The 22476-nt window shown below is 54.4% G+C and carries 23 protein-coding genes; 19 read left to right on the top strand and 4 right to left on the bottom strand.

Annotated features, from left to right (window positions below; all coding sequences use genetic code 11):
• Nucleotides 1-9: 9 nt before the first annotated feature.
• The 10 genes from E5161_RS09735 to E5161_RS09690 all read left to right on the top strand — a co-directional run bounded on the left by E5161_RS09735 (nucleotide 10) and on the right by E5161_RS09690 (nucleotide 10160).
• Entirely contained in the window at nucleotides 10-1491 is a 1482-nt protein-coding gene (locus E5161_RS09735; protein WP_136777528.1) for an aldehyde dehydrogenase family protein, read from the top strand.
• The gene (locus E5161_RS09730) at nucleotides 1488-2003 is read left to right on the top strand and encodes an RpiB/LacA/LacB family sugar-phosphate isomerase (protein WP_246042171.1); all 516 of its coding nucleotides are present in this window, start codon (nucleotides 1488-1490) and stop codon (nucleotides 2001-2003) included. The genes E5161_RS09735 and E5161_RS09730 overlap by 4 nt, the downstream gene beginning before the upstream one ends.
• Nucleotides 2000-3367, top strand: coding sequence for an ABC transporter substrate-binding protein (locus tag E5161_RS09725; protein WP_136777527.1), 1368 nt, complete (start codon nucleotides 2000-2002; stop codon nucleotides 3365-3367). Before E5161_RS09730 ends, E5161_RS09725 begins: the two co-directional genes overlap by 4 nt.
• A 76-nt stretch (nucleotides 3368-3443) precedes the next feature.
• The gene (locus E5161_RS09720) at nucleotides 3444-4334 is read left to right on the top strand and encodes a carbohydrate ABC transporter permease (protein ID WP_136777526.1); all 891 of its coding nucleotides are present in this window, start codon (nucleotides 3444-3446) and stop codon (nucleotides 4332-4334) included.
• 75 nt (nucleotides 4335-4409) lie between these two features.
• Nucleotides 4410-5186, top strand: coding sequence for a carbohydrate ABC transporter permease (locus E5161_RS09715; RefSeq protein WP_136777811.1), 777 nt, complete (start codon nucleotides 4410-4412; stop codon nucleotides 5184-5186).
• A complete protein-coding gene (locus E5161_RS09710) occupies nucleotides 5187-6143 on the top strand; it encodes a D-2-hydroxyacid dehydrogenase (protein ID WP_136777525.1) in 957 nt (318 codons plus the stop codon).
• A 91-nt stretch (nucleotides 6144-6234) separates the two neighbouring features.
• Complete coding sequence (locus E5161_RS09705) at nucleotides 6235-6663, top strand: ferritin-like domain-containing protein (RefSeq protein ID WP_136777524.1); 429 nt, start codon at nucleotides 6235-6237, stop codon at nucleotides 6661-6663.
• Between the two features lie 190 nt (nucleotides 6664-6853).
• Nucleotides 6854-8314 carry an ABC transporter substrate-binding protein gene (locus tag E5161_RS09700; protein WP_246042170.1) on the top strand — a complete coding sequence of 487 codons (1461 nt, stop codon included), beginning with the start codon at nucleotides 6854-6856 and terminating at the stop codon, nucleotides 8312-8314.
• Nucleotides 8315-8410: 96 nt separating this feature from the next.
• Nucleotides 8411-9307, top strand: coding sequence for a carbohydrate ABC transporter permease (locus E5161_RS09695; protein WP_136777523.1), 897 nt, complete (start codon nucleotides 8411-8413; stop codon nucleotides 9305-9307).
• Nucleotides 9308-9326: 19 nt separating this feature from the next.
• Nucleotides 9327-10160 (top strand): carbohydrate ABC transporter permease, encoded by an 834-nt coding sequence (locus E5161_RS09690; RefSeq protein WP_136777522.1) that lies wholly within the window; start codon nucleotides 9327-9329, stop codon nucleotides 10158-10160.
• 292 nt (nucleotides 10161-10452) lie between these two features.
• On the opposite strand, the gene E5161_RS09685 is transcribed toward E5161_RS09690, so the two are convergent.
• The 4 genes from E5161_RS09685 to E5161_RS09670 form a co-directional block, all read right to left on the bottom strand.
• Nucleotides 10453-10641, bottom strand: coding sequence for a hypothetical protein (locus E5161_RS09685; RefSeq protein WP_246042169.1), 189 nt, complete (start codon nucleotides 10639-10641; stop codon nucleotides 10453-10455).
• 74 nt (nucleotides 10642-10715) lie between these two features.
• A complete protein-coding gene (locus E5161_RS09680; protein ID WP_136777520.1) occupies nucleotides 10716-11216 on the bottom strand; it encodes a GNAT family N-acetyltransferase in 501 nt (166 codons plus the stop codon).
• Nucleotides 11213-13504, bottom strand: a complete 2292-nt coding sequence (locus E5161_RS09675) for a PAS domain S-box protein (protein ID WP_169306658.1) — start codon at nucleotides 13502-13504, stop codon at nucleotides 11213-11215. The genes E5161_RS09680 and E5161_RS09675 overlap by 4 nt, the downstream gene beginning before the upstream one ends.
• 80 nt (nucleotides 13505-13584) lie before the next feature.
• Nucleotides 13585-14445, bottom strand: a complete 861-nt coding sequence (locus E5161_RS09670; RefSeq protein WP_211246722.1) for an SDR family oxidoreductase — start codon at nucleotides 14443-14445, stop codon at nucleotides 13585-13587.
• Between the two features lie 201 nt (nucleotides 14446-14646).
• On the opposite strand from E5161_RS09670, the gene E5161_RS09665 reads away from it, so the two are divergent.
• The 9 genes from E5161_RS09665 to E5161_RS09625 all read left to right on the top strand — a co-directional run bounded on the left by E5161_RS09665 (nucleotide 14647) and on the right by E5161_RS09625 (nucleotide 22475).
• The gene (locus E5161_RS09665) at nucleotides 14647-15549 is read left to right on the top strand and encodes an aldo/keto reductase (protein WP_136777519.1); all 903 of its coding nucleotides are present in this window, start codon (nucleotides 14647-14649) and stop codon (nucleotides 15547-15549) included.
• Between the two features lie 88 nt (nucleotides 15550-15637).
• On the top strand, nucleotides 15638-15967 hold the full coding sequence (locus E5161_RS09660) for an Mpo1-like protein (protein ID WP_136777518.1): 330 nt from the start codon (nucleotides 15638-15640) through the stop codon (nucleotides 15965-15967).
• A gap of 115 nt (nucleotides 15968-16082) precedes the next feature.
• Nucleotides 16083-17198, top strand: a complete 1116-nt coding sequence (locus E5161_RS09655) for a GGDEF domain-containing protein (RefSeq protein ID WP_136777517.1) — start codon at nucleotides 16083-16085, stop codon at nucleotides 17196-17198.
• Nucleotides 17199-17227: 29 nt separating this feature from the next.
• Nucleotides 17228-17734, top strand: coding sequence for a hypothetical protein (locus tag E5161_RS09650; RefSeq protein WP_136777516.1), 507 nt, complete (start codon nucleotides 17228-17230; stop codon nucleotides 17732-17734).
• Between the two features lie 88 nt (nucleotides 17735-17822).
• Complete coding sequence (locus E5161_RS09645) at nucleotides 17823-18707, top strand: ROK family protein (RefSeq protein WP_136777515.1); 885 nt, start codon at nucleotides 17823-17825, stop codon at nucleotides 18705-18707.
• Between the two features lie 42 nt (nucleotides 18708-18749).
• Nucleotides 18750-19718, top strand: a complete 969-nt coding sequence (locus E5161_RS09640) for a Gfo/Idh/MocA family protein (RefSeq protein ID WP_136777514.1) — start codon at nucleotides 18750-18752, stop codon at nucleotides 19716-19718.
• An 83-nt stretch (nucleotides 19719-19801) separates the two neighbouring features.
• Nucleotides 19802-20716 (top strand): ROK family protein, encoded by a 915-nt coding sequence (locus E5161_RS09635; RefSeq protein WP_169306657.1) that lies wholly within the window; start codon nucleotides 19802-19804, stop codon nucleotides 20714-20716.
• A 93-nt stretch (nucleotides 20717-20809) separates the two neighbouring features.
• The gene (locus E5161_RS09630) at nucleotides 20810-21913 is read left to right on the top strand and encodes a phosphodiester glycosidase family protein (RefSeq protein WP_425456498.1); all 1104 of its coding nucleotides are present in this window, start codon (nucleotides 20810-20812) and stop codon (nucleotides 21911-21913) included.
• 142 nt (nucleotides 21914-22055) lie between these two features.
• Nucleotides 22056-22475 carry a hypothetical protein gene (locus E5161_RS09625; protein ID WP_136777511.1) on the top strand — a complete coding sequence of 140 codons (420 nt, stop codon included), beginning with the start codon at nucleotides 22056-22058 and terminating at the stop codon, nucleotides 22473-22475.
• The last annotated feature ends 1 nt before the right edge of the window (nucleotide 22476 follow it).

The raw sequence follows: 22476 nt of genomic DNA, 5'->3' as shown, positions 1-22476 counted from the left end.
GCCATCAGCATGAACATGCGGCAATGGCTGGAGGAGAATGCGGGCCGGCGTTACGGCAACTATATCGGCGGAGAATGGCGGGCAGCGGCGGGCGATAAAAGTTACACCTTATATGAATCCGCGCTGCCGGAACATAGGCTTGGCGAGTTTCCCAACTCGGGCTATGAGGATGTAGAGCTTGCCGTACAGTCGGCACACGAAGCGTTCAAGTCCTGGGGAAGCACACCGGGAGCCTACCGAGCCTCCATTCTGCACCGTTTCGCGGAATTACTGGATCAGCATCGCGAGGAACTCGCCTATGTGCTGTCTGCGGAACAGGGCAAGGTATTAGCCGAATCGCTCGGCGAAGTGAAACGCGCGGCGGATGAGACACGGTTTGCTGCCGGGGAAGCGGCCCGAATACAGGGCGAAACGCTGCCCAGTGCGGTGCCGGGTGTGCGCTGTGAGACGCTCCGTTACCCGATCGGTGTCGTCGCAGCGATCGCTCCCTGGAACTTCCCGATCGTCACACCGGTTCGCAAGATCGCACCTGCACTCGCATTCGGCTGCACCGTCGTGCTCAAGCCTGCTTCCGTCACCCCCTGGTCGTCGGTTCGCATCGTACAGCTGCTTGAGGAAGCGGGAGTGCCGGAGGGAGTCGTCAACCTGGTCATCGGCTCCGGCTCCGAAGTCGGCGATCCGCTGGTTGCTCATCCGCTTGTTTCCGGCATCAGCTTCACAGGCTCCACCGCCCTCGGACGAAAGATTCATATCAGCGCCGCTTCAAGGTTTGCGAGAACGCAGCTGGAGCTGGGCGGCAAAAACGCCGCGATTGTACTGGATTACGAAAACCTCTCCGATGCGGCTTCCCAAATCGTAAGCGCCGCGTTCACCTGTACGGGGCAGCGATGCACAGCCGTCAGCCGGGTCATTGTGCTGAAAGATCGCGCTGAGGAACTCATCGGTCACCTGCAAGCCGGCATGACCGCCGTCAAGGTAGGGCCTGCTTGGGAAGAGGGGGCCAACATGGGGCCGCTCATCAACAAGAGCCATTATCAATCCGTCCGGCAATATATCGACATTGGACTGGAGGAAGGCGCGCGTCTGGTGACCGGCGGTGACCGGATTCGGACGGATGATCCCGGATACTACATGGCGCCGACTTTGTTCGCCGGCGTTAAGCCGGAAATGCGAATTGCGAGGGAAGAAATATTCGGGCCGGTACTCACGGTGCTTGAAGCGGAAAACGCCGAAGAAGCGGTGAATTGGGCCAACTCCACGGAATACGGGCTTGCGGCCTGTGTATTTACGAACCGCCTGAGCACGGCCGACCGGATGATCCATGCGATTGACAGCGGCATGATACATATCAACCATGGTACCGCTAGCCAACCTCATATCCCTTTCGGCGGTGTGAAGAACTCCGGATTCGGCCCATTCTCGATCGGTCACAGCAACCAGGAATTTTTTACGGGAACGAAAGTCGTCTACACGAAAGGCGGAGGTGAGTGAAAAACGTGATGAAAATCGCGCTCGGGAGCGATCACTGCGGCTATGAAATGAAAACCGCGCTGCTGCCGGTATTCCGGAAACTCGGGTGCCAGTTTACAGACTTCGGGTGTGTGTCTACGGAACCCGTCGACTTTCCGGATATCGCCCGCAAGGTGTGTGACGCCGTACGAAATGGAGAGTATGAGCGCGGAATCATGATTTGCGGCACCGGTGTGGGAGCCGCCATGGCAGCCAACAAAATTCCAGGAATCCGGGCGTCGGTTTGCCATGATGTGCATTCCGCACATCAAAGCGTCGAGCACGACAACGCGAATGTTATGTGCATTGGAGCGCAGATCATTGGATCATGGCTCGCGGAAGATCTGATCCGAACGTTCCTCACCGCAAAATTCAGCACCGAGGAGCATTTTCAAAGAAGGGTACGCAAATTGCACGAGCTCGAGCTGGAGTCCGCCCGCGAGTTGATGGATTCAGCCCAAAATCTATCTTATGTTGAGGAGGAGTTTAGTTGAAGATCACAAGAGTGGTGTTATACGGATTTATGGCCTTATTGATGTTGATTAGCACCGCATGCTCCAGTGGTTCCGGTAATTCCAGCAACAGCAGTTCCCAACCGTCGGCCGGCAGCTCGGGATCGGTGCCTGCTCCGTCGGAGTCCAAAGCGGACAGCGGCAGCGGCGAACAGGTCAGCATCCGGTTCACTTGGTGGGGTGATACGAAGAGGCATGAGAAATACAACGCGATCGCCGATTTATTCGAGAAAGCAAATCCGAATATCAAGGTTGTACGAGAATTCGGCAGTTGGGACGATTATTGGAATAAACTGGCCACCCAAACGGCCGGAGGCAATGCGCCCGACGTCGTCGGCATGCATGCCACCCAAGTGGCGAACTACGCTCAGCGCGGAGCGCTGCTCGATTTAACCCCCTATGTAGATTCCGGGGACATCAACCTTGATGATTTCCCGCCTGCGGTTGTGGAGGTCGGCAAGTTGAACGGCCAAATGCTGATGGTAGCGCAAGGTGTAACGATGACAGGAATTTTTTACAACTCCTCGCAACTGGACAAATTGGGCGTTCAGCCGCCGGACTTCAATTGGACGTGGGAACAGTTTGAAGCGAAGCTGAAAGAAATTCGGGCGGCATCTCAAGAAAAGAACTTCTGGCCGTCCGCTGATCTGTCCTCGGACGCGACGAGTCTGATGATGTTTGCACGCCAAAGAGACAAAAACCTGTTCAATGAGGACGGCTCGCTCGGTGTGGATAAGCAGGATATGGTGGACTGGTTCGGACGCTGGGACAAATTCCGCAAAGAGAAGCTGATTCCGGACGCGGCCACGAACGCGCAATACACGGGCGTTCCGTTGGAACAAAGTATGTTCATAACCGGCAAGGTTGCCTTTACGACCGTTCCCTATAATCAGATCCCCAACTATCAGAACTTTACCAAAGAAGGAGAAGTGCGCGCGCTTCGCAGACCGACGGATCCGAGCGGCAAAGACGGCGAGTTTATTGAAGGCGCTTACCTGAGCGTATCCAAAACATCCAAGCATCCTAAAGAAGCTGCCCGATTCATCAGCTTCTTCGTCAATAACGAAGAAGCGGTCAAAATTTTCAAGACCGAACAAGGAGCGTTAGGATCCACAAAAGGGAACGAAATCATTAAGCCTTTGCTCAATCCTGCGCAGCAACGGGCAGTAAAAGCGATTGAGGATACGCTCAAAATCGCCGGCAAACTTCCGCTGCCGCCTGCCGGACAAGGACAAGTGAATGAGGTGCTCTCCGATGAAGCGGAGGCTCTCGCTTTCGGCCAGATATCGGTGGATAAGGCAGCTGACGAATTCATTTCCAAGGCGCAGGCCATTTTGAAAAAATAAGACCAATCTCGTGAACTGGCGGAATGCCGAGCGGAGCCGACACGGTTCCGTTCGGCCCCGTTGAAGGAGCGATGCTATGCACGCCATTCGAACTTTCGTGAAAAACAACTGGGTCGGCTATCTGTTTCTTAGTCCGTGGCTGATCGGATTTGTATGTCTTAGCGCGTTCCCCATGGGATTCTCCCTCTATCTGGCCTTTACGCAGTATGATATGTTCTCTGCTCCTCACTGGATAGGCATGAATAATTTCATAGAGATGTTCGGCGACAGAAAGTTTATCGCCAGCTTGAAAGTAACGGCGAAATACGTGCTGATCGGCGTGCCGTTGCAGCTCTCTTTCGCTTTGTTCATCGCCCTTGTGTTGAATCGCGGAATCGGAGGATTGCGTATTTACCGAGCCGTCTACTACTTGCCGTCGCTGTTCGGCGGAAGCGTCGCGATTGCGCTCTTGTGGCGCCAACTGTTCGGAGCGGAAGGTTTGGTCAACCGCTTGCTCGGATCGATCGGCATCGAGGGCATGAACTGGCTTTCCAGTCCTAGCACCGCGCTGTATACGCTGATCATTTTGACGATTTGGCAGTTCGGCTCCTCGATGGTGATCTTCCTGGCCGGCCTAAAACAGATTCCGACGGACTTGTATGAATCTGCCAGAATCGACGGAGCGGGCCGCTTCAAGCAATTTTCGAACATCACCGCACCGCTTCTGACGCCGATTATCTTTTTTAACCTCGTCATGCATATCATTTCAGCTTTCCAAGCCTTTACGCCGGCCTATATCGTCAGCGGCGGTACCGGCGGGCCGCTGAATTCTACCTTGTTCTATACCTTATATTTGTACCAGCAAGGGTTCACCCACTTTCTGATGGGTTACGCTTCCGCGATGGCTTGGTTTTTGCTGCTCATTATTGCGTTCGTCACGGCGCTGATGTTCCTGTCATCCGGCAAATGGGTGTTTTATCAAGAGTAGAGGTGATGTTTCGTGCCCATCAGAGGAAGCGCCAGACTGGTCTATCATATCCCGATCATCGCCGGCTGCTTGATCATGCTGTACCCGCTGATCTGGATGCTCATCAGCTCATTCAAGGACAATACGGAAATCTTTACAAATACATCATTGATCCCGACGAAAGTTACTCTCGATAACTACGTTCAGGGGTGGAAAGGCGTCTCGGGCGTCACTTTCGGCACGTTTTTTTTAAATACCTTTTATATCACGCTTTTGTCCATCATCGGCACTTTGTTTTCCTGCTCGATGGCTGCTTACGCGTTTTCGCGGTTGAAATTCTTTTTGAAAAACACTTTTTTCGCCATCATGCTCACGACGATGATGCTTCCCTTCCACGTCACCGTCATCCCGCAGTATATCATGTTCAATAAGCTGCACTGGATTAATACCTACCTGCCTTTAACTCTGCCGAAGTTCTTTGCCACGGAAGGATTCTTTATTTTCCTCATCGTGCAATTCATCCGATCACTGCCCAGAGAATTGGACCAAGCCGCAGAAATCGACGGCTGCGGACCGATCCGCATGTTCGGGTATGTTATTCTTCCGCTCACGCTGCCGGCTTTGATTACCACGACCATTTTCACGTTTATATGGACTTGGAATGATTTTTTCAGTCAACTGCTGTATCTTAGTGATATCCGCAAATTCACGGTCGCGCTGGCGCTTCGCATGTTTACGGATTCAATGGGGGAAAGCTCATGGGGCGCCTTGTTCAGCATGTCGTTCCTTACTTTGATTCCCGTGTTTGTCATGTTTGTATTTTTCCAGCGTTATTTAATCGAGGGCATTGCAGCCGGTGGAGTGAAAGGCTAAATGAAAATTACCGTACTAGACGGATATGCATTGAATCCGGGAGATTTAAGCTGGAGTGGGCTTGAGCGGCTCGGGGACGTGACGGTATATGATCGCACGCCTGCCGATCTGATTATCGAGAGGGCTCGGGGTTCGGAAATTTTATTGACGAACAAAACGCCGCTTCGGAAAGAAACCTTGGCAGAGCTGCCGGGGCTGCGGTACATCGGCGTGCTCGCGACCGGCTACGATGTGGTCGATGCGAAAGAAGCGTCCGAGCGAGGAATTGTCGTCGCCAATGTGCCGGCTTACTCTACCGATTCTGTGGCGCAATTTGTATTTGCCATGCTGCTCGAGCTGTGTCACCATGTCGGGCGGCACGATGAGTCGGTGAAGCGGGGAGAATGGACAAGCAGCATCGACTTCTCTTATTGGCGTACACCGCTGCTGGAGTTGGCGGGCAAAACGTTCGGTATCATCGGCATGGGACGCATCGGCGCGCGAACGGCCGAGATAGCGGCGGCTTTCGGCATGAAAGTGAAGGCATATACGAGGCGCATGGAAGGGGCTCCGCCGCACGCTTTCATCGAGTGGGCGAGTCTGGACGATGTGCTGGAGACGTCAGATGTCGTGTCGTTGCATTGCCCGCTTACTCCCGACACGGAGGGGCTGATCGACCGCCGGGCGTTGTCGCGCATGAAACCGTCGGCTTTTCTAATCAATACTTCGCGGGGCAAGCTGCTTGTCGAACAGGATGTCGCGGACGCGCTCAACGAGGGACGTCTGGCAGGAGCCGCCCTCGACGTGCTGTCGGCCGAACCTCCGCGGAACGGTTCTCCGCTGCTGACGGCGAAAAACTGTGTGATTACGCCCCATATCGCCTGGGCGACCCAAGAAGCGAGGCAGAGACTTCTGGATGCGGCCGTGAAGAATGTGGAGGCTTTCCTGAAGGGAAAATCAATCAATGTGGTGAGATGAGTTATTGTTTCAACCGAGCCCGTGGACAATGTACACCTGCCTATTTTTGCTCATATGTTGGCAGTGACATTATCCATGGGGGTTAGCTCGTATGTATGATTACGGTTATGATTTCCGTCCGCAGGCGGATCCAACGTTAATTCAGAACCTAACAAAAGCGATAAACGGGGAATACAGCGCGATCTCGTGCTACGAAAGGTTAGCCCGCTTGGCTCCAAATGAGGAAGTGCGTCGGCAGATTCTCGAAATCCGGCAAGATGAAATTCGTCATTTTCACATATTTTCGCAGATCTACACGGTATTAACCGGTCGACAGCCTGTTCCGCAAATCACGGAGAGCTGTCCTGCCGAATATCGGGCGGGATTGCAATTTGCGTTTAAGGATGAACAGGATACGGTCGATTTCTATCTCGCAGCTTCGGATCAGGCTCGCGACCCGTTCATTAAAGAAAGCTTCAGACGCATAGCCGCCGACGAGCAAAACCATGCCGTCTGGTTCTTGTATTTTTTAATCTCATAAAATTAAATCCATGCCGGCCGGCTCCCGAAAATAGGAGCCGGTTTTTGTTGTTTCGACGATAGTTCCATCCTTTCAGCAGTACGCATCGACAACAAATTCCGATGTAAACCTTTACTATTTACTTGTTAACTATCTTGTAAATTTGGTTAAAGGAGGAAGAAAGGTGAGAAACAGCAAAGGAGGGGAAAGCATGGTTAGAAGTAAAAAGAGATGGATGATCATCACCTCGGCGTTATTATGTATCGCATTGCTAATCGCCGGTTGTTCCAGCAAAGGAAACAACTCTGAGGCCAGCAGCCCGCCGGCGTCCAACAGTCCTTCTGCGGAGCCGAGCCAATCGGCCGAACCGAGTCCGTCCGCTTCGCCGAGCGAGACGACACCTGCAGAGAAGACGACAATCACGATTACATACCGGGATGACGGACGGGGACCAGAAGGAACGCTGTATAAGTGGATCGAGGAAGTGAAAGCCAGCTATCCGAACAAAAATGTCGAAATCAAACAAACACCGATTCAGGCGTCCGAAGGCGATTACTTCGCGAAGATCGCCTTGGCGCTCAAGTCGCCGGACACGGCGCCGGATATCGTGACGGAAGACACCTTCATGATTAACTCCGACGCCAGCGCGGGATACCTGACACCGATGGACGACAGAGTAAGCGGTTGGGAAGACTGGACGAACGGTTCCTTCATCGAAGCGTTGAAAAAGGGCGTGACGGCCAGCGACGGCAAAGTGTACGGCGTGCCTTATAACACCGATTCCCGCGGACTTTGGTATAACAAGCAGATTTTCAAGCAAGCCGGTCTTCCGGAAGATTGGCATCCGAAAAACTGGGATGAAGTCCTCCAAGCAGCAAGAACCGTCAAAGAAAAAGTGAAAAACGTCGTTCCGATTTGGATGAACATGGGCAAGGCCACTGGCGAAGCCACCTCCATGCAAACCTATGAGATGCTGCTGTACGGAACGGGCGAGCGGCTCTACGACGATGCCAGCGGTAAATGGATCGTGAAGAGTCAAGGCATTCTCGATGCTCTGAATTTCGTTTCGACCGTGAACAAAGAGAAGCTCGGTCCGCCGTTGTCCAAAGTTTTGAACGGTCAGGCCGGCAATACTTCCTCTCGTGAATATTTGCCGCAAGGCAAGCTCGCTATCTCATTGGACGGCTCTTGGATCGCGGGCAATTACTTGTCCAACGGCGCCGCTCCATGGCCGGAGTACAAAGACGTGCTGGGCTTTACGGCGTTCCCGACCAACAAAGGCCAGGACCCGGGTGCCATCACGCTTGCCGGAGGCTGGGCATTGTCCATTCCGGCGAATGCGAAGCATAAAGACGAGGCGTGGGATTTTATCAAATACGCGCTCAATAAAGACAATACGAAAAAGCTCATCCTCGCCTCCGGCAACATTACGGTTCGCGCGGATGTAGGCAAAGATCCGGAGTATACGGCGATGCCGTTCAATGAAATCTCTACGGACTTTTTGCAGAAAGCGGAATTCCGTCCCGCACAGGACAAATATCCGGAAGTGTCCACGCAAATCCAGACGATGGTCGAATCGGTCGCATCGGGCACATCGCCGGAAAATGCCGCGAAGAAATATGCGCAGGATGTCACCCGGATTGTCGGCAAGGATAAAATAGTCGAGAAGTAATAGGAAGCAAGCTTGCCCAAGCGGATCCTGCGGCGATGCAGGTGTGCTTGGGCAAGCGGTTTTTGCTATTTACCGCGCGCGGGAGGAGAGCGATGCATGAGCAGCGTGACGGCTAATGTTCTCTATCAGAGAAGAAGAAGGACAAACTTCACATGGTTCTATTTTTTATTCCCCTCGATCGCCATCATGCTCGTATTTTTCATTTATCCGATTTTGCTGACCTTTTTGTATTCCTTCACGAACTTGGCCCTGACCGGTGAAGCCGCGAAGGAATTGAAGTTCATCGGATTCGATAACTACGTTCATATGTGGGAAGACCCAACCGTCCGAATCAGCATTTGGAATACGCTCGTGTTCTTGATGGGTTCGGCCGTCATCGGCCAGCAGGTGTTGGGATTCATCATCGCCTTACTCATGAAGCATAAAAATAGAACGTTTCGGCGTGTGATCGGTACGGTCGTGCTGGCGGGCTGGGTTACGCCGGAAATTGTGTGTGCACTGTGTCTGTACAGCTTTTTCGGAGATGAAGGCACGCTGAATATGATCCTTGAGTTTTTCGGCATTTCGGCTGTCACGTGGCTGTATACCGTTCCTATGCTGACGATTATTTTGGCCAACATCTGGCACGGCACCGCATTCTCGATGCTCGTGTTTCAAGCGGCGCTAGATGATGTGCCGAATGAGATCGAAGAAGCGGCGGTTGTGGACGGCGCGTCGAGGTGGCAAATATTGTACCGGATCGTGCTTCCCTATATCAAACAAACCATTACAACGAATGCCATGCTGGTGACCCTGCAGACGCTCGGCGTATTCGGACTCATCTACGCGATGACCGGAGGAGGTCCGGGTACCTCCACGACAACTTTGCCGATTTTTATGTATAACCAGGCCTTCGTCAATTATCAGCTCGGCTACGGAACCGCCATCTCCTTACTCCTGCTCATCATGGGCGTGGTGCTGAGCTTGTTCTATATTCGCTCGGTGAAAGAGTAATCGGACAAGGAGACATCGTATGAATGCGAAACAGCGCAAAATCATTTACCGCATCATGCCATACGCGATTTTAACGTTCATCGGCATCTGTTTTCTGCTTCCTCTGCTGTGGGTGCTCGTGTCGTCGCTCGATACGAACGCGATGCAGTCCCTGAAAATGCCGCACAAGGTGACCGCGAACAACTATATCGACGTCGTCAGCAGCCGCCCCAATCAGCGCGCATTCGGGATCGGTCTTCTCATGTCGCTCGGACAAGCGCTGCTCGTGGTGGTCATCGGACTGCTGGCGGCGTATCCGTTGTCCCGCTATCAATTGAAGTATAAGAAGTCGTTCATGCTGACCATTTTGTTCATGACGTCGTTGCCGATTACCGCCGTGATGGTGCCCGTTTATCAATTGTTCCTGAGCCTCAAGCTGTACGACAACATTTTCGGGGTCATCTTGTTTTATGTGGCGTCTGCGATGCCTTATGGCATATGGATGCTCAAAAACTTCATGGATTCGGTGCCGAACGATATGGAAGAAGCGGCGTGGGTCGATGGGGCATCGGTGTTTGCCGGCATTCGCAAAGTGGTCGCGCCCTTGATGATTCCGGGCATTTGCACGGTCGCCATCTTTACGTTCTCGGGCAGCTGGGGCAATTTTTTCGTCCCGTATATTCTGCTGAACACACCTGAGAAATTCCCGGCTTCGCTCAAGCTTTATCAGTTCTTCGGGCAATACGGAATGGTGGACTACGGAAAATTGGCGGCGTTTTCGGTACTGTACGCGATTCCGTCGGTTATGCTGTATATACTCTCGCAGCGGTTCATGTCCAAAGGCTTCGGCATGCAAGGCGGGACGAAGGGGTAACATTTTTACAGCAACGGAGCATCCACTGCTGCTGTAGTCAGGTTTTGCCCAATTACTGCTACGGTATCGTCCATCACATCTGTTCTAATCCGAAAAAACCCAGCTAATGGACGCTTTTCCTTGATAGCACTCATCACTTGCGCGTCTAAGTGGGCAAAATCGGACTACAGAGTGAAGAATCGGCGGGCATAGCTGTGCAATTCGGCGAATTCGGACTACAGCAGAAGGGGAGCCGGCTTTGAAGCGTAAAAAGGACCGTCAGGGAATGTTCGGATCCCTGATGGTCCTCTGTTTATGTACCGCCGTCTACACGGTCCGCGGAGTCCCATACGTTGCCGTTCGGGACATCCGTGAGATCCATCTGCTGCCTAGTTTGTTGATCGATATTACGTGTCACCCAATTGTTAAACGATTCGTCCAACAAAGCTTCCCGCCCGCGGTCTTCTCGGACGTCGGAATCCACTTCCAGCTCGTCGCTCACCATACTGCCCCCTCATGGCGCTAAAATCGCGGATAGTATTCCCCGTTATATAGCGTCATAGTCGGCGAATTCCGTCACAGTTTCTTCTCATACAGGTTGAAGCCGGTAGGCGCGGTGCCTTTGAATTCGTAACCCAGTCCGGAATAGAAGCGGTTGAGCACCGGATTGTCCGCGATACAGTCCAGCCGGATACGGTCCTTGCCGGGAAAACGGATGCCCGTCTCCGCCCAGCGCATGATCCGGGTGCCGAGACCCGTGCCGCCGAGCTCGCGGTTGATCGCCAGCCGATGCAGGTAGATCGAAGGTTCATGCCCTTCGTCTCCCCATAGATCGCGGTCCCACGCGCTGGGCTGCTGCAGCAAAATGACCGTCCCCGCCAGCACGCCGCCCACATGAAACACATACACGTCTCCGCGCCGGATCGCTCCGGCGGTATCGTGGTAATCTTCTCCGTGAAGAAGCCCGCTCCATTGGGTGGAGCCTTTGCTCTTCAGCCATTCCGCCGTTCGGACCAGCAATCGCTTCACGGCATCGGTATCTTCAAGTTGCGCTTTAGAGGCGGTGAACTCTATCATCCAGCCTGCTCCTTTCTTGGGATAACGGCCGCGGGGAGCCGGATTTCAACGCAGGTTCCTTGTCCCACAGCGCTCTCGATTTTCATGCTGCCCTTGTGGTTGGCGATGATTCGCTGGGACACCATCAGCCCTAAGCCGGTTCCGGTTTCTTTGTTGGTGAAGAACGGTTCGCCCAGCCTCGGAAGCAGGTCTGCAGGTATCCCGACGCCTTCGTCGCAAATCCGCGCCGCCACCATATTTTCATCCGGAACTTCGAAAAGATCGATCGTGATTTTGCCGCCTTCCGGCATAGCCTCGAGCGCATTTTTGAGCACGTTTAGGAATACCTGCTTCAGCTGGTTCACCTCGCAGACGAGCGGCGGCATGCTGGAAGCGAAGCGGGGGACGATCTCCACATTGTGCAGAATCGCCTGAGAACCCAGCAGCACAATAATGTCGTCGAGGATCGAGCGCAGCTCCGCGGATTCGAAGTTTTGCGCTTGCGGCTTAGCCAGCACAAGGAATTCGCTGACGATAAAATTGATCCGGTCCAATTCGGAAAGCATGATTTTATCATAGGGCTGGGCGAGCGCACCTTGCTCTTGAATCAGTTGGACGAACCCGCGGATCGTCGCCAGCGGATTACGGATTTCGTGCGCGACGCCGGCAGCCAGCTGCCCGACCACGGAGAGCTTCTCCGAACGGCGGATCAGCTCCTCGGTCTGTTTCCTCGCGGTAATGTCGCGGGAGATGACGGCGATGGCCACGATTTCTCCGCTCTCGCTCCGGATCGGAGAGACGGTGATGCTTGTATCGATCGTTTGGCCGGCTTTGGTGACCCGCACCGTCTCATAGTCGGTGACCGATTCCCCATTCAGGATGCGGACGCTGATTTCCTCGAACTCCCCGCGTTTATCCTCCGGAATGATCATGAGCGGCTGGTGCAAAGTTTCTTCCGCGGTCCACCCGTACATTTTTTCGAACGCTTTGTTGACCTGGATGACGCGGCCTTCCAGGTCGGTAACGTGTATCGCGTCCGACGTATGATTAAAGAAAGACTCCAAAGATTCCTTCGTTCCGCGCAGCTCTTTGGCCGTATCGATGAGCTGCCCCATATAGGTCTGCAGACTGTCGGCCATCGTGTTGACGCGGGAGGAGAGCAGGCCGAGCTCGTCATGACGGCGGACGGTGATTTTGCGGGTAAACCGGCCTTGCGCGATCTCGTTCACATGCCGCACGATTTGATTGAGCGGCCGGATGAGGAAGCCGGCGATGAAGTAGCTTGAAATCCAAGCGGCGACAACCAGTCCGAGCGAGATGACGCAGTGAATGATCAGCTGCCGGTTCAAATCCTGCCGGATGACGTTCCCGTCGAAGCTGACGCCGACGACGTACTTCTTTCCCTCGCTCAGCGGGATAAAGCTTTTGAGCACACGCTTGCCGCCGACCATGCTTTCGGTGGTGAACACTTGGCCTGTTTGCGAAGAGCGCTCGACGTTGGCGACGTCCAGTTCGTCTTTGTACGAATAATTCCCGAACTCAATATCACGGACATCCAGATTGCGGACGAGCACGCCGTTCTTGATTTTCATAATCGGAGGTTTGCCGAAAAACTCCGAGTTAAAGCCGGTGATCTCGACGATGTCGGGATTGTCATCCAGCAGCTTGCGGATCAGCGCATTCGTGCCGTGCGTGTCCGAAAACTGCAAAAGCTCCTCGGCGTGAATATACGGATTGATGATATAGTCGGTCGTGCCGTCGTAATAATAGCCCCATTTGTCGACCTGCGAGGGATTCGAAGTGGAGAATTGGATCGGTCCGGACCAAAAGTTCCGAAGCTTCTGTCCTTGCGGGATGTCGACGTATTGCAGGTCGAACAGCTGGTTAAACGCTTTGTACCAGTAATCCCACGTCTTCGTGCTTATGCCGATCTCTTTCGGATCCGACGATTTTCTCCCGACGATGTCGTTCTCCGTCCGGACCAGAAGCGTGATATGATCTACGCCGAGCTTCAGGCTTAGCGCGCGCAGCTGCTCCTTCGTCACGTGACCCACGTGCGGATCCAATTCTTTACTGGCTGCGATCGCCACGGCGCGAAGTCTTTCTCCGACGGCGTCTTCCATGTAGCGTCTCGATTGTTCCGACAATTCGAGAGAGGTTCCGATCTGTTTGGCGATCGTGACCATTTGCTGCTCGGCGTTCCTTTGAAGGCCCGCCTTGGTGGAAAAATAAAAGATCGATATATTGAGCGCCAGAATGACGGTTACGATCAGGGAAATAAACAGTGAGAGCTTTGCTTTTATTGACACGTACGAGGCCTCCAAGATCTGATCAATCGTTAACTATCATGAATTCGACTCCTTTCGCGAAATTCCTGTCGAATCGTGACTTATTTCCCTTTGCGGGTTATTTCAGCGAGCCGATCCCATTGTGCCTCCGTGACCTCGAGCAAATCGTTGAATTGACCGGCGCCTTTGAGCCATTCTCCGCCGTCGATCGTGACCACTTCGCCGTTGATGTAACCTGCGTAGTCGGAGATGAGATAGGCGGCCAGGTTCGCCAGCTCTTCTTTATCGCCGACCCGCCTAAGCGGGACGCGGTCGAGCATTTTCCGCTCCAGCTCGGGAGTCGGGGCCAGACGCGACCACGCACCGTCCGTCGGGAACGGACCAGGCGCGATGGCGACCTGGCGGATACCGTGCTGCGCCCACTCGACTGCGAGCGAACGGGTTAACGCCAGGACGCCGGCTTTCGCGGCGGCGGAAGGCACGACGAATCCGGAGCCGGCGCCGGAGGAAGCGTATGTCGTCACGATGTTGAGCATTGTGCCTCCGCGGGCCTGCGCGATCCACCTTTTGCCGACCTCCAATGTCGTATAGAAGGTGCCGTGAAGGACGATGCCGAGCACCGCGTCGACCGCCCGGGGAGAGAGCCGTTCGGTCGGACTGATGAAGTTGCCCGCCGCATTGTTGACCAGCACGTCGAGATGGCCGTAATGCCGCTCCACGGCTTCGACCATTTCCTGCACCTGAGCCGGATCGCGTACGTCGCAGCGATGGAAGAACACTTCCTTGCCGTCCCGGCCCATCTCCTCAGCCGCTTGCCGAAGCACATCCTCCCGCCGGCCGGCAATCGCCAGCTTCGCTCCCAGCTCCAGAAACTTTTCTCCCATGCCGCGTCCGAGCCCGGTGGCTCCGCCGGTGATCAATACCACTTTATCCTTCAGCAAATCATTCGCGAACAGTCCCATGCCCAACTCTCCATTCCCATGGATTTGGAATCGCTTTACCCTCAGCATAGCGAAAAATCCGTCACAATTATAGGCGCAGTTTTGCCAACCGCCGCTCTTCGGGGGAGATGCGAGGCAGATGATTCGTGATCAACTGCCAAATGCTTTATGATATAGGAAAGGGTTGCTGCACCAATCGTGATCGAAAGGTAGGAGACTGGTATGAAAAAGAACCGTCTAGGCTCGTCGGAGCTCATGGTCGGAGAGATCGGACTCGGCTGCATGACGCTCGGCACGGATGAATCGAAGGCGATATCGATCATTCATGAGGCGCTCGAACGGGGCGTGAACCTGCTGGATACGGCGGATTTATACGATGCGGGGCGCAACGAAGAACTGGTCGGAAAAGCGATTCAAGGCCGCCGCGATCAAGTGGTGCTGGCGACGAAGGTGGGCAACCGGCGCATTCCGGGTCAAGAGGGTTGGACGTGGGATCCTTCCAAGGCTTACATCCTGTCCGCGGTGAAAGTAAGCCTGCGCCGGCTGGGCACGGACTATATCGACTTATACCAGCTTCACGGCGGCACGCTCGACGATCCGATCGACGAAACGATCGAAGCGTTCGAGCAGCTGAAGCGGGAAGGCGTGATTCGTTATTACGGCATTTCTTCGATCCGTCCGAACGTGATCCGGGAATACGCCGGACGGTCGTCGATCGTCAGCGTGATGAATCCGTACAGCATCCTCGATCGGCGTGCGGAAGAAGCTGTGCTGCCGCTTCTGCAGGAACGCGGAATCAGCGTGATTGCCAGAGGACCGGTCGCGAGCGGGGCACTGGCGGAAGGCAAGAAAGTGGAGAAAGGTTATTTGAACCACTCGCCGGAGCAGATTATCCAGCTTAGGAAGCAGTTGCAGACGCTGACGGGCGGGAACCGGAGTCTGTCGCAGATGGCAATCCGCTATTCGCTCAGCCACCCGGCGGTCGCGGCGGTCATTCCGGGCGCAAGCACGCGCGAACAGCTGCTGCAAAACATCGCGGCCGCCGAAGTGCCGCCGCTCAGCGACGAAGAAGCGGCTGCTATCCGGCGTATGTCATTGGCCAACCGGTACGAGGCTCACCGCTGACCCAACTCCTCCAGCAGGAATTCAGGCCTCCATGCTCAAATACTTAACAGAGAGTTGAATAAACTTTGCCGCCTAGGAGGCTGCTCAGATGAAATTCCGAAACTATTCCGAGTTTTGGCCGTTTTATCTCACACAGCACAGCAAATCTTCTACGAGAGCTTGGCATTTCGTCGGGACGTCGTGCGTCTTTGTTTGCGTCATACTGGCCGTCGTCCTCAACAATTACTGGCTGCTGCTGCTCGCTCCCGTGATCGCATACGGATTGGCTTGGTTCAGCCACTTTTTCATCGAAGGCAATAAGCCGGCCACATTCGGTCATCCCTTCTGGTCGCTTCGTGCGGATTTTCATCTGTATGCGCTGATGTTGACGAAGCCTTTTCGAGCCAAAGATACCTCCACGCGTGATCGACAGATGTGAACCGGAAGCCGCGAGGCTTCCACTTTTTTTCTGGAAAATTATCGGAAATACGAGTATCTTATAGGTAGATGGTCTTGAAACTTTCATACTAAACGCACAGAAACGCGGTGACATCATGGATGAACAAGAGTTTCTGCAACGGAATATGGCCGAGTGGCGCCGCCGGATCATGAACAGTCTGTGGATCTGCGCGGGGCTTTATCTCATTGCGCAGCTTGCCTCTTTGTTCCTGTTGCCGGACTCTGTTTATCCCAATTTCTTGACGAAGGGTTTGATCCCCAGTACCTGTTGGATGATGCTCATCCTCTGTGCATGCGAATTGGCCGTATTTCTCTCGATGCCCGGCGTCGACTATTACCTGATGACCGGTATGTCGCTGGCCGCATCCGTCGCGATTTGGTTTCATCACGATGTGCAGTCGGTCATGCTCGTGATCATGATTCCGCTTGTGGTGTCCCACATTTTTTACAACCGGAAGCTTTCGCTTTATGTGTTTATATTGTCCGAAGCGCTGCTGGTTGCGGTTTATTCTCTGAATCCGGCTTGGCGGAATCAAGGGTTGACCTTCGATCTGATTACCGTTTTCATTTTGCAAATCGGCGTCATGGTCATTCTTTTGCAAATTTTGAAACGGAACCGGCAAGTGGTCCGCTTCCTCCGGGAGACGACGGCCTCCAACCGGATGCTGATCGAGCAAAATGTCGAAATGAACCGGATTACGAAGCTCGACGGGCTCACCGGCCTATACAATCATGTGGCGTTTCACGATTATTTGGATCATTTGATCGGGTACGCGCCGCAATTGGGCGTCCCGCCCGTGCTCGCGATTATCGACATCGACAACTTCAAAACGATTAACGACAGCTACGGACATCAAGCGGGAGATGCGGCCCTTCGGATATTGGCGGAAGTGATCTCCAAGGAGCTTACACCGGACGATTTTGCGGCCCGTTACGGAGGCGAAGAATTTGCTCTCGTGCTGGTAGATAGAAGTTTGCCGACGGCGATCGAGACGTTGGAAAAAATACGGTCCAGCATCGTGCGCACGAACATACCGGAAATCGGAAACAGTGCGGTATCCGTCAGTATCGGCGTGGAGCCGTTTGCGCCAGCGTACACGAAATATGAATGGTTTCAAGCCGCGGACAGCCTGCTGTACCAAGCCAAACGAAGCGGCAAAAATATGACCAGCAGCAGAGCCGTCTCAGGGGAAAATCTCGCGGAAGGCTGACAACAACGAGTTGACGAGGGAGAGTACCGATGCATCCGGAATACGATTTCAGCCCGATCATGGACGAAATTAATGAGGCAGCATTAGTAGAAGGAGGGCTGCGGTCCGACGATTGCAACACGATTCCGTACGGAACGCCGTCCGCGTGTAAGCCTGTCTTGCTCAGCTTGATTGACGGCGAGCTGCCGGCGGCGGAAGTCATCACCCGATCGCTGATGCATGTCGGCCAAACGTGCAGCACCGTTACGCACACAATCATTTTCTATGTGAAAATACTGAAGAGCGAGTGGGACCGAACCTGGTCGCTGTTCGAGCCGGCTTTCTACCACCAGACCCAGGAGAAGGGATTGACGGTGGAAGTATTGTTCGAGCAACCGAAGCCGCAAATTCAGGGATTCCCCTGGCAGGATGACGGCGAGCCGCCGAGCGGTCCTTGCGAAAGCTGCAAGCAGAAGCCGGCCACGAAAAAACGGATGGACACGTGGACGTCCCAAATGGTGAACATGTGCGACGAGTGTGCGGAGAGATTTTTTTAATAGGACGAGGGCAAAACAGGCTGCGACAATGGCCTGTTTTTTTACTACAATATGGATAGCAGGGATAACAGAACAGGAGAGGCGATCGATGCGAATCGGAGCGATTGAAGCCGGCGGCACGAAGTTTATTTGCGGGATCGGCAATGAGGAAGGAGAAATTCAGGAAAGAGTCAGCTTTCCAACCGAGCATCCGGAACAGACGCTGAGCCAAGTCATCTTGTATTTCCGTGGCCGGCAGGCGGATGCGATCGGGATCGGCAGTTTCGGTCCCATCGATGTGGACGTGTCGAGTCCCCGGTACGGTTGCATCACGACAACGCCGAAGCCGGGCTGGGCGGGATTCGATTTTCTCGGCACGATGAAGCGGGCGTTCGACGTGCCGTTCGGCTGGGATACGGACGTGAATGCGGCCGCGTATGGCGAAGCGATGTGGGGAGCGGCGAAGAATCTTCAAAGCTGTGTGTATTTCACGATCGGTACGGGCATCGGCACAGGCGTCTATGTCGAGGGGAAGAGAGTGCACGGGCTTGTCCATTCGGAAGGCGGCCACATTTTGACGCGGAGACATCCGGAAGATGATTTTCAAGGATGCTGCATCTATCATGGGGATTGCCTGGAAGGCATGGCCGCCGGTCCCGCGATCGAACAACGATGGGGCACGAAGGGGAGTGAGCTGCCCGCCGACCATCCCGCATGGGCGATCGAAGCGTTCTATATCGGACAAGCGGTCGCGTCGACGATTTTGCTGATGTCCCCAGAGAAGGTGATTTTGGGCGGCGGCGTCATGCATCAGGAGCAGCTGTTTCCGCTGATCCATCGGGAAGTGCAGCGCAATTTGAACGGCTATGTTCAGCATGAGGCCATTCTGTCTGAGATTGAGCAGTACATCGTAGCACCGGGCTTGGGCGACAATGCCGGGTTGTGCGGTGCGCTGGCGCTCGGGGTCGATGCGTTGAAACAGCGAAAGGGATGACCGGGGGACCGGGAAAACGAGGATTCGGGGAGGAATGGGAAAATGAGCAAATTACGCATCGGAATGATTGGAACGGGCGGTATTTCGCATTGGCACGGCAGGCAGCTTCTGGAGCTTCCGGAAGTGGAAATTGTCGCACTCGCCGATACGAATCCGCAAAGCCGCAAGCAGTTCATCGAGAAGTTCGGCTTGGTACAAGTGAATGAATACGACGATTACGGTGCTCTGCTCGAGCAGGATAAGCCCGACGCGGTCGTGATTTGCTCCCCGCACACGCTTCACTACGAGCAAGCGACGAAGGCGATGGAAAGCGGCTGCCACGTGCTGATCGAAAAGCCGATGGCCTGCTCGTCCGATGAGGCGAAGCGCATGATTGAGGTGTCACGGCGTACGGGTAAACTGCTTCAAGTTTCGTATCAGCGACATTTTCAGCCGGATTTTCTGTACATCAAAGAAGCGATCGCCTCCGGCGTCATCGGCAAGCTGACGTCGATCACGGCGTCGCTCTACCAGGAATGGGCGCAGCTTACGACCGGCACCTGGCGGCAGGATCCGTCGCTGTCGGGCGGCGGCATGCTGATGGATTCGGGCAGCCACATTGTGGATGTGTTGCTTTGGACGACCGGACTGACACCCGCCGAGGTTTCGACGCAGCTGCATAAGCAGGGGACGCCGGTTGAGATCAACTCGTTCACGTCGATCCGGTTCACGGACGGCACGACTGCGGGGCTGAACATCGTCGGACATGCGCCTTGCTGGCATGAGACGTATGTGTTCTGCGGCGAGACGGGCGGCATTTTCTATGACAACGGCAAAATCTCCATCCGCCGCATGCAGCAGGAGCCAGAGTATCCGGAGATCCCGGAGCAGACGACGAATCAGGACAAGAGCTTCATCGACGCGATAATGGGCCGTCATGAGGTGCTCGTGCCGGGCGAGTTCGCGCTTCGGGTCGTCGAGCTGACGGAGATGATTTATCAAGCCTGGGGCTACGAGCCAAGGAAAGGGTAGATTCCCGGATAGAAACAGAAGCCTCGTTGTCGAGGGGTTTCGTTTATGCGCTGTAACGACATTTACTAAGGCAGGTTATGAGGATGAAATCATTCGTACTGGCATTCGATTTCGGCGGTACCAAGATGGCGATCGCGACGGCGACGCCGGATCGGGAGATCCTCGAGCGGGTGGAACTCAGCACGGTAGAATGCGGTGACGGTCCGACGGCGTTGGAGAAGGCGCTGTCCGCCGGCCGGGAGCTCGTGGAGCGAACGAAGCAATCGTACGGTGGAGAACTGGCGGGTGTAGGAATCTCGACGATGGGGATTACACACGCGGACCGGGTCGAGATGGCGCCGAACGTTCCCGGTTGGGATCAACTGCACATTCCCGGCGCGATGCAAGCCGCGTTTCCCGGCGTCCCGATCCGCATCGACAACGACGTGAAAGCGGCGGCGTTGGCGGAAGTCCGGAGAGGTGCCCTTCAGGGGAAGGACTACGGGATCTATGTGAACATGGGCACCGGCATTGCCATTACTTTCACGCTCGGAGACCGCGTCCTTCAAGGACACAACGGGGCTTCCGGAGAGGTTGCTTACTTCCTCCGGAGCCAAGACGAGAAGGCCGGTTATCACCAAGGAGTCGCCCCCTTCGAGGAGCACTGCGGAGGCAAAGGAATCGGAGATCAGGCCAGCAAGCATTTCGGTGAACCGTTGACCGCCAAGCAGCTGTACGCTCGTGCTGCGACGGATGAAGCGGCGCGGAAGTTTCTCGATGACAGGTATCAGGAAATCGCGTTCCATTTAATCAATCTCGTCATTGCGTGGGATCCGGAAATTGTGGTGTTCGGAGGCGGAATGGCTGCGAGGAATGAAGAGGTTTTGCCGTATTTACGGAAGCGGGTGGAGCAATTTGTGCCGTATCCGCCTCAGCTGGTACTGGCCCGCTTCGAGAGCGATGCCGGGTTGTATGGGGCAATAGAGCTGGCGTTGGGAAATGAGCGGAAAACGCGTTAAATCATCCCATTTTTAATGGTTAGTTAATCCGATTCCGCTATGCTGTCTGAGATGTGGCTTGCTGCAATCATTCAGACAGTTAGGAGTGGGATTTTGGAGCGCGATATCGCAACGAGAACAAACAGACAGACATATCGTAAAAAGGCTCATAAGTCTCCGAAACGCAGGAAAAAGCGGTTTGCGCGTTGGTTCGCGGTACTGCTGATCGTCGTACTGGGCGCTGGCGGCTGGTTTTATTTCACGCCTTCCGGATCCGATTTACGCTACATGATGGCGGATACGCTCATTACGAGCCAGCACCGGAATTGGGCGAAGTATTTAATCGGCCAGGCCGAACTGGATCGGCGGGTAGCGAATTACTTTAAAGAGTTCGACGCCATGGCGAAGGTGAAGGATCAGCACAATATCCGGTTGTCGTCTCACCCGAGTGACAGTGTGGAGATCGAGCCGATTTCGCGCAAAAAATTTCAAGGCTACATCCTGTATGTCCATGACCCGAAAATGCTCAGAGTCGTGACCACGAATACGGTGGGCCGGGGAGAGCGGGTGCTCAGCATGGTGCAGCGAACCGGCGCGATCGCCGGGGTGAACGGCGGGGCGTTCGACGACCCGAACTGGAGAGGCAATGGCTTCAAGCCTGCCGGTATCGTCATGTCGGGCGGTAAAATTTTGTATAAGGATGTCGGTATGAATACGCCCGTCAATGTGGTCGGAATCGACCGCAACGGCTTGATGGTAGCCGGCAAATACAAGCCGTCCGAACTGCTGGACATGGGCGTCAGCGAAGCGGTGACTTTCCAGCCGAGATTTATCGTGAACGGCAAAGGGCTGGTCCGTAACGAAGCGGACGGCTGGGGCATCGCGCCGCGCACCTGCATGGCCCAGCGGAAAGACGGCACGATTATGTTCGTGATCATCGACGGCCGGCAGCCGGGATACTCGATCGGCGCCACTCTATATGACGTGCAGAAGATCCTGCTCGAAAAAGGAGCGGTGACCGCGGCCAATCTGGACGGCGGGTCCTCCACCGTACTGGTGAAGGACAACCAGGTCATGAACCGGCCGGCGAGCAAGGCTGGGCCTCGCTACTTGCCGACTGCGTTCCTGGTATTCGATCATCCGGAGCAAGTGAGGGTGAACAACATTTGGCGTGGCATCGACATGGCACATTTTGACTCGTCTGTCAGACATCGGTGAGGAATAGGGAGTGTGGACTGGAGACAGTTGCGGTACCTTGGACCACATAGGTGGTAGTTTTTTGGGGATTGCAACTATTCCCTAGTGCCAAGTGTCTAATTCAGCAGACCGGTAGTACCGAGCTAAAGGGAGCGAATGACCATTGGTAAGCAAAAAAACAACCATCGGAATAGCCGCTTCCATTATTGTCCTAGCAGTGGTCATTCTTCTTTTGTTCCAGATGCAAAAAAAGCAATCGTTTGAACGATACGTTGTAGCCGGCATGGATGATCAACCGAACGTCATTCTCCTTATAGAAAATGCCAGTGCGATCAAGCAAAAAGTTAATTTCGATATTTCCATCAACAGTCAGAGGTTTGCGACGAAAAGCCTTGCTTCATCCGGCGCACAAAATTATTACCTAAAGCTTCCCGCCAACGTCTATACATTTGAGGTCGAGGCTAATGGAAAACAGGCGAAGGAACAATTCGCGACGACAGCAACAAAACAGCAGCACTATGTTGTCATTAGCTACAACAACGACCAGTTAACGATTCACAGTTCCATTTTAGAATCTAAATAGA

This window comes from Cohnella pontilimi, from assembly GCF_005049045.1.
GTDB classification, from domain to species: Bacteria; Bacillota; Bacilli; order Paenibacillales; family Paenibacillaceae; genus Cohnella; species Cohnella pontilimi.
Note: the sequence above shows the minus strand (reverse complement) of the source record. Positions and strands in the feature narration are given on the sequence as shown.

Bases quoted from the DNA above. Each gene is read 5' to 3' on its own strand.
- E5161_RS09720 (WP_136777526.1), top strand. From the start codon at position 3,444: ATGCACGCCATTCGAACTTTCGTGAAAAACAACTGGGTCGGCTATCTG.
- E5161_RS09655 (WP_136777517.1), top strand. From the start codon at position 16,083: ATGGATGAACAAGAGTTTCTGCAACGGAATATGGCCGAGTGGCGCCGC.
- E5161_RS09650 (WP_136777516.1), top strand. From the start codon at position 17,228: ATGCATCCGGAATACGATTTCAGCCCGATCATGGACGAAATTAATGAG.
- E5161_RS09715 (WP_136777811.1), top strand. From the start codon at position 4,410: ATGCTGTACCCGCTGATCTGGATGCTCATCAGCTCATTCAAGGACAAT.
- E5161_RS09710 (WP_136777525.1), top strand. From the start codon at position 5,187: ATGAAAATTACCGTACTAGACGGATATGCATTGAATCCGGGAGATTTA.
- E5161_RS09680 (WP_136777520.1), bottom strand. From the start codon at position 11,216: ATGATAGAGTTCACCGCCTCTAAAGCGCAACTTGAAGATACCGATGCC.
- E5161_RS09735 (WP_136777528.1), top strand. From the start codon at position 10: ATGAACATGCGGCAATGGCTGGAGGAGAATGCGGGCCGGCGTTACGGC.
- E5161_RS09670 (WP_211246722.1), bottom strand. From the start codon at position 14,445: ATGGGACTGTTCGCGAATGATTTGCTGAAGGATAAAGTGGTATTGATC.
- E5161_RS09660 (WP_136777518.1), top strand. From the start codon at position 15,638: ATGAAATTCCGAAACTATTCCGAGTTTTGGCCGTTTTATCTCACACAG.
- E5161_RS09665 (WP_136777519.1), top strand. From the start codon at position 14,647: ATGAAAAAGAACCGTCTAGGCTCGTCGGAGCTCATGGTCGGAGAGATC.
- E5161_RS09645 (WP_136777515.1), top strand. From the start codon at position 17,823: ATGCGAATCGGAGCGATTGAAGCCGGCGGCACGAAGTTTATTTGCGGG.
- E5161_RS09635 (WP_169306657.1), top strand. From the start codon at position 19,802: ATGAAATCATTCGTACTGGCATTCGATTTCGGCGGTACCAAGATGGCG.
- E5161_RS09640 (WP_136777514.1), top strand. From the start codon at position 18,750: ATGAGCAAATTACGCATCGGAATGATTGGAACGGGCGGTATTTCGCAT.
- E5161_RS09695 (WP_136777523.1), top strand. From the start codon at position 8,411: ATGAGCAGCGTGACGGCTAATGTTCTCTATCAGAGAAGAAGAAGGACA.
- E5161_RS09700 (WP_246042170.1), top strand. From the start codon at position 6,854: ATGGTTAGAAGTAAAAAGAGATGGATGATCATCACCTCGGCGTTATTA.
- E5161_RS09705 (WP_136777524.1), top strand. From the start codon at position 6,235: ATGTATGATTACGGTTATGATTTCCGTCCGCAGGCGGATCCAACGTTA.
- E5161_RS09690 (WP_136777522.1), top strand. From the start codon at position 9,327: ATGAATGCGAAACAGCGCAAAATCATTTACCGCATCATGCCATACGCG.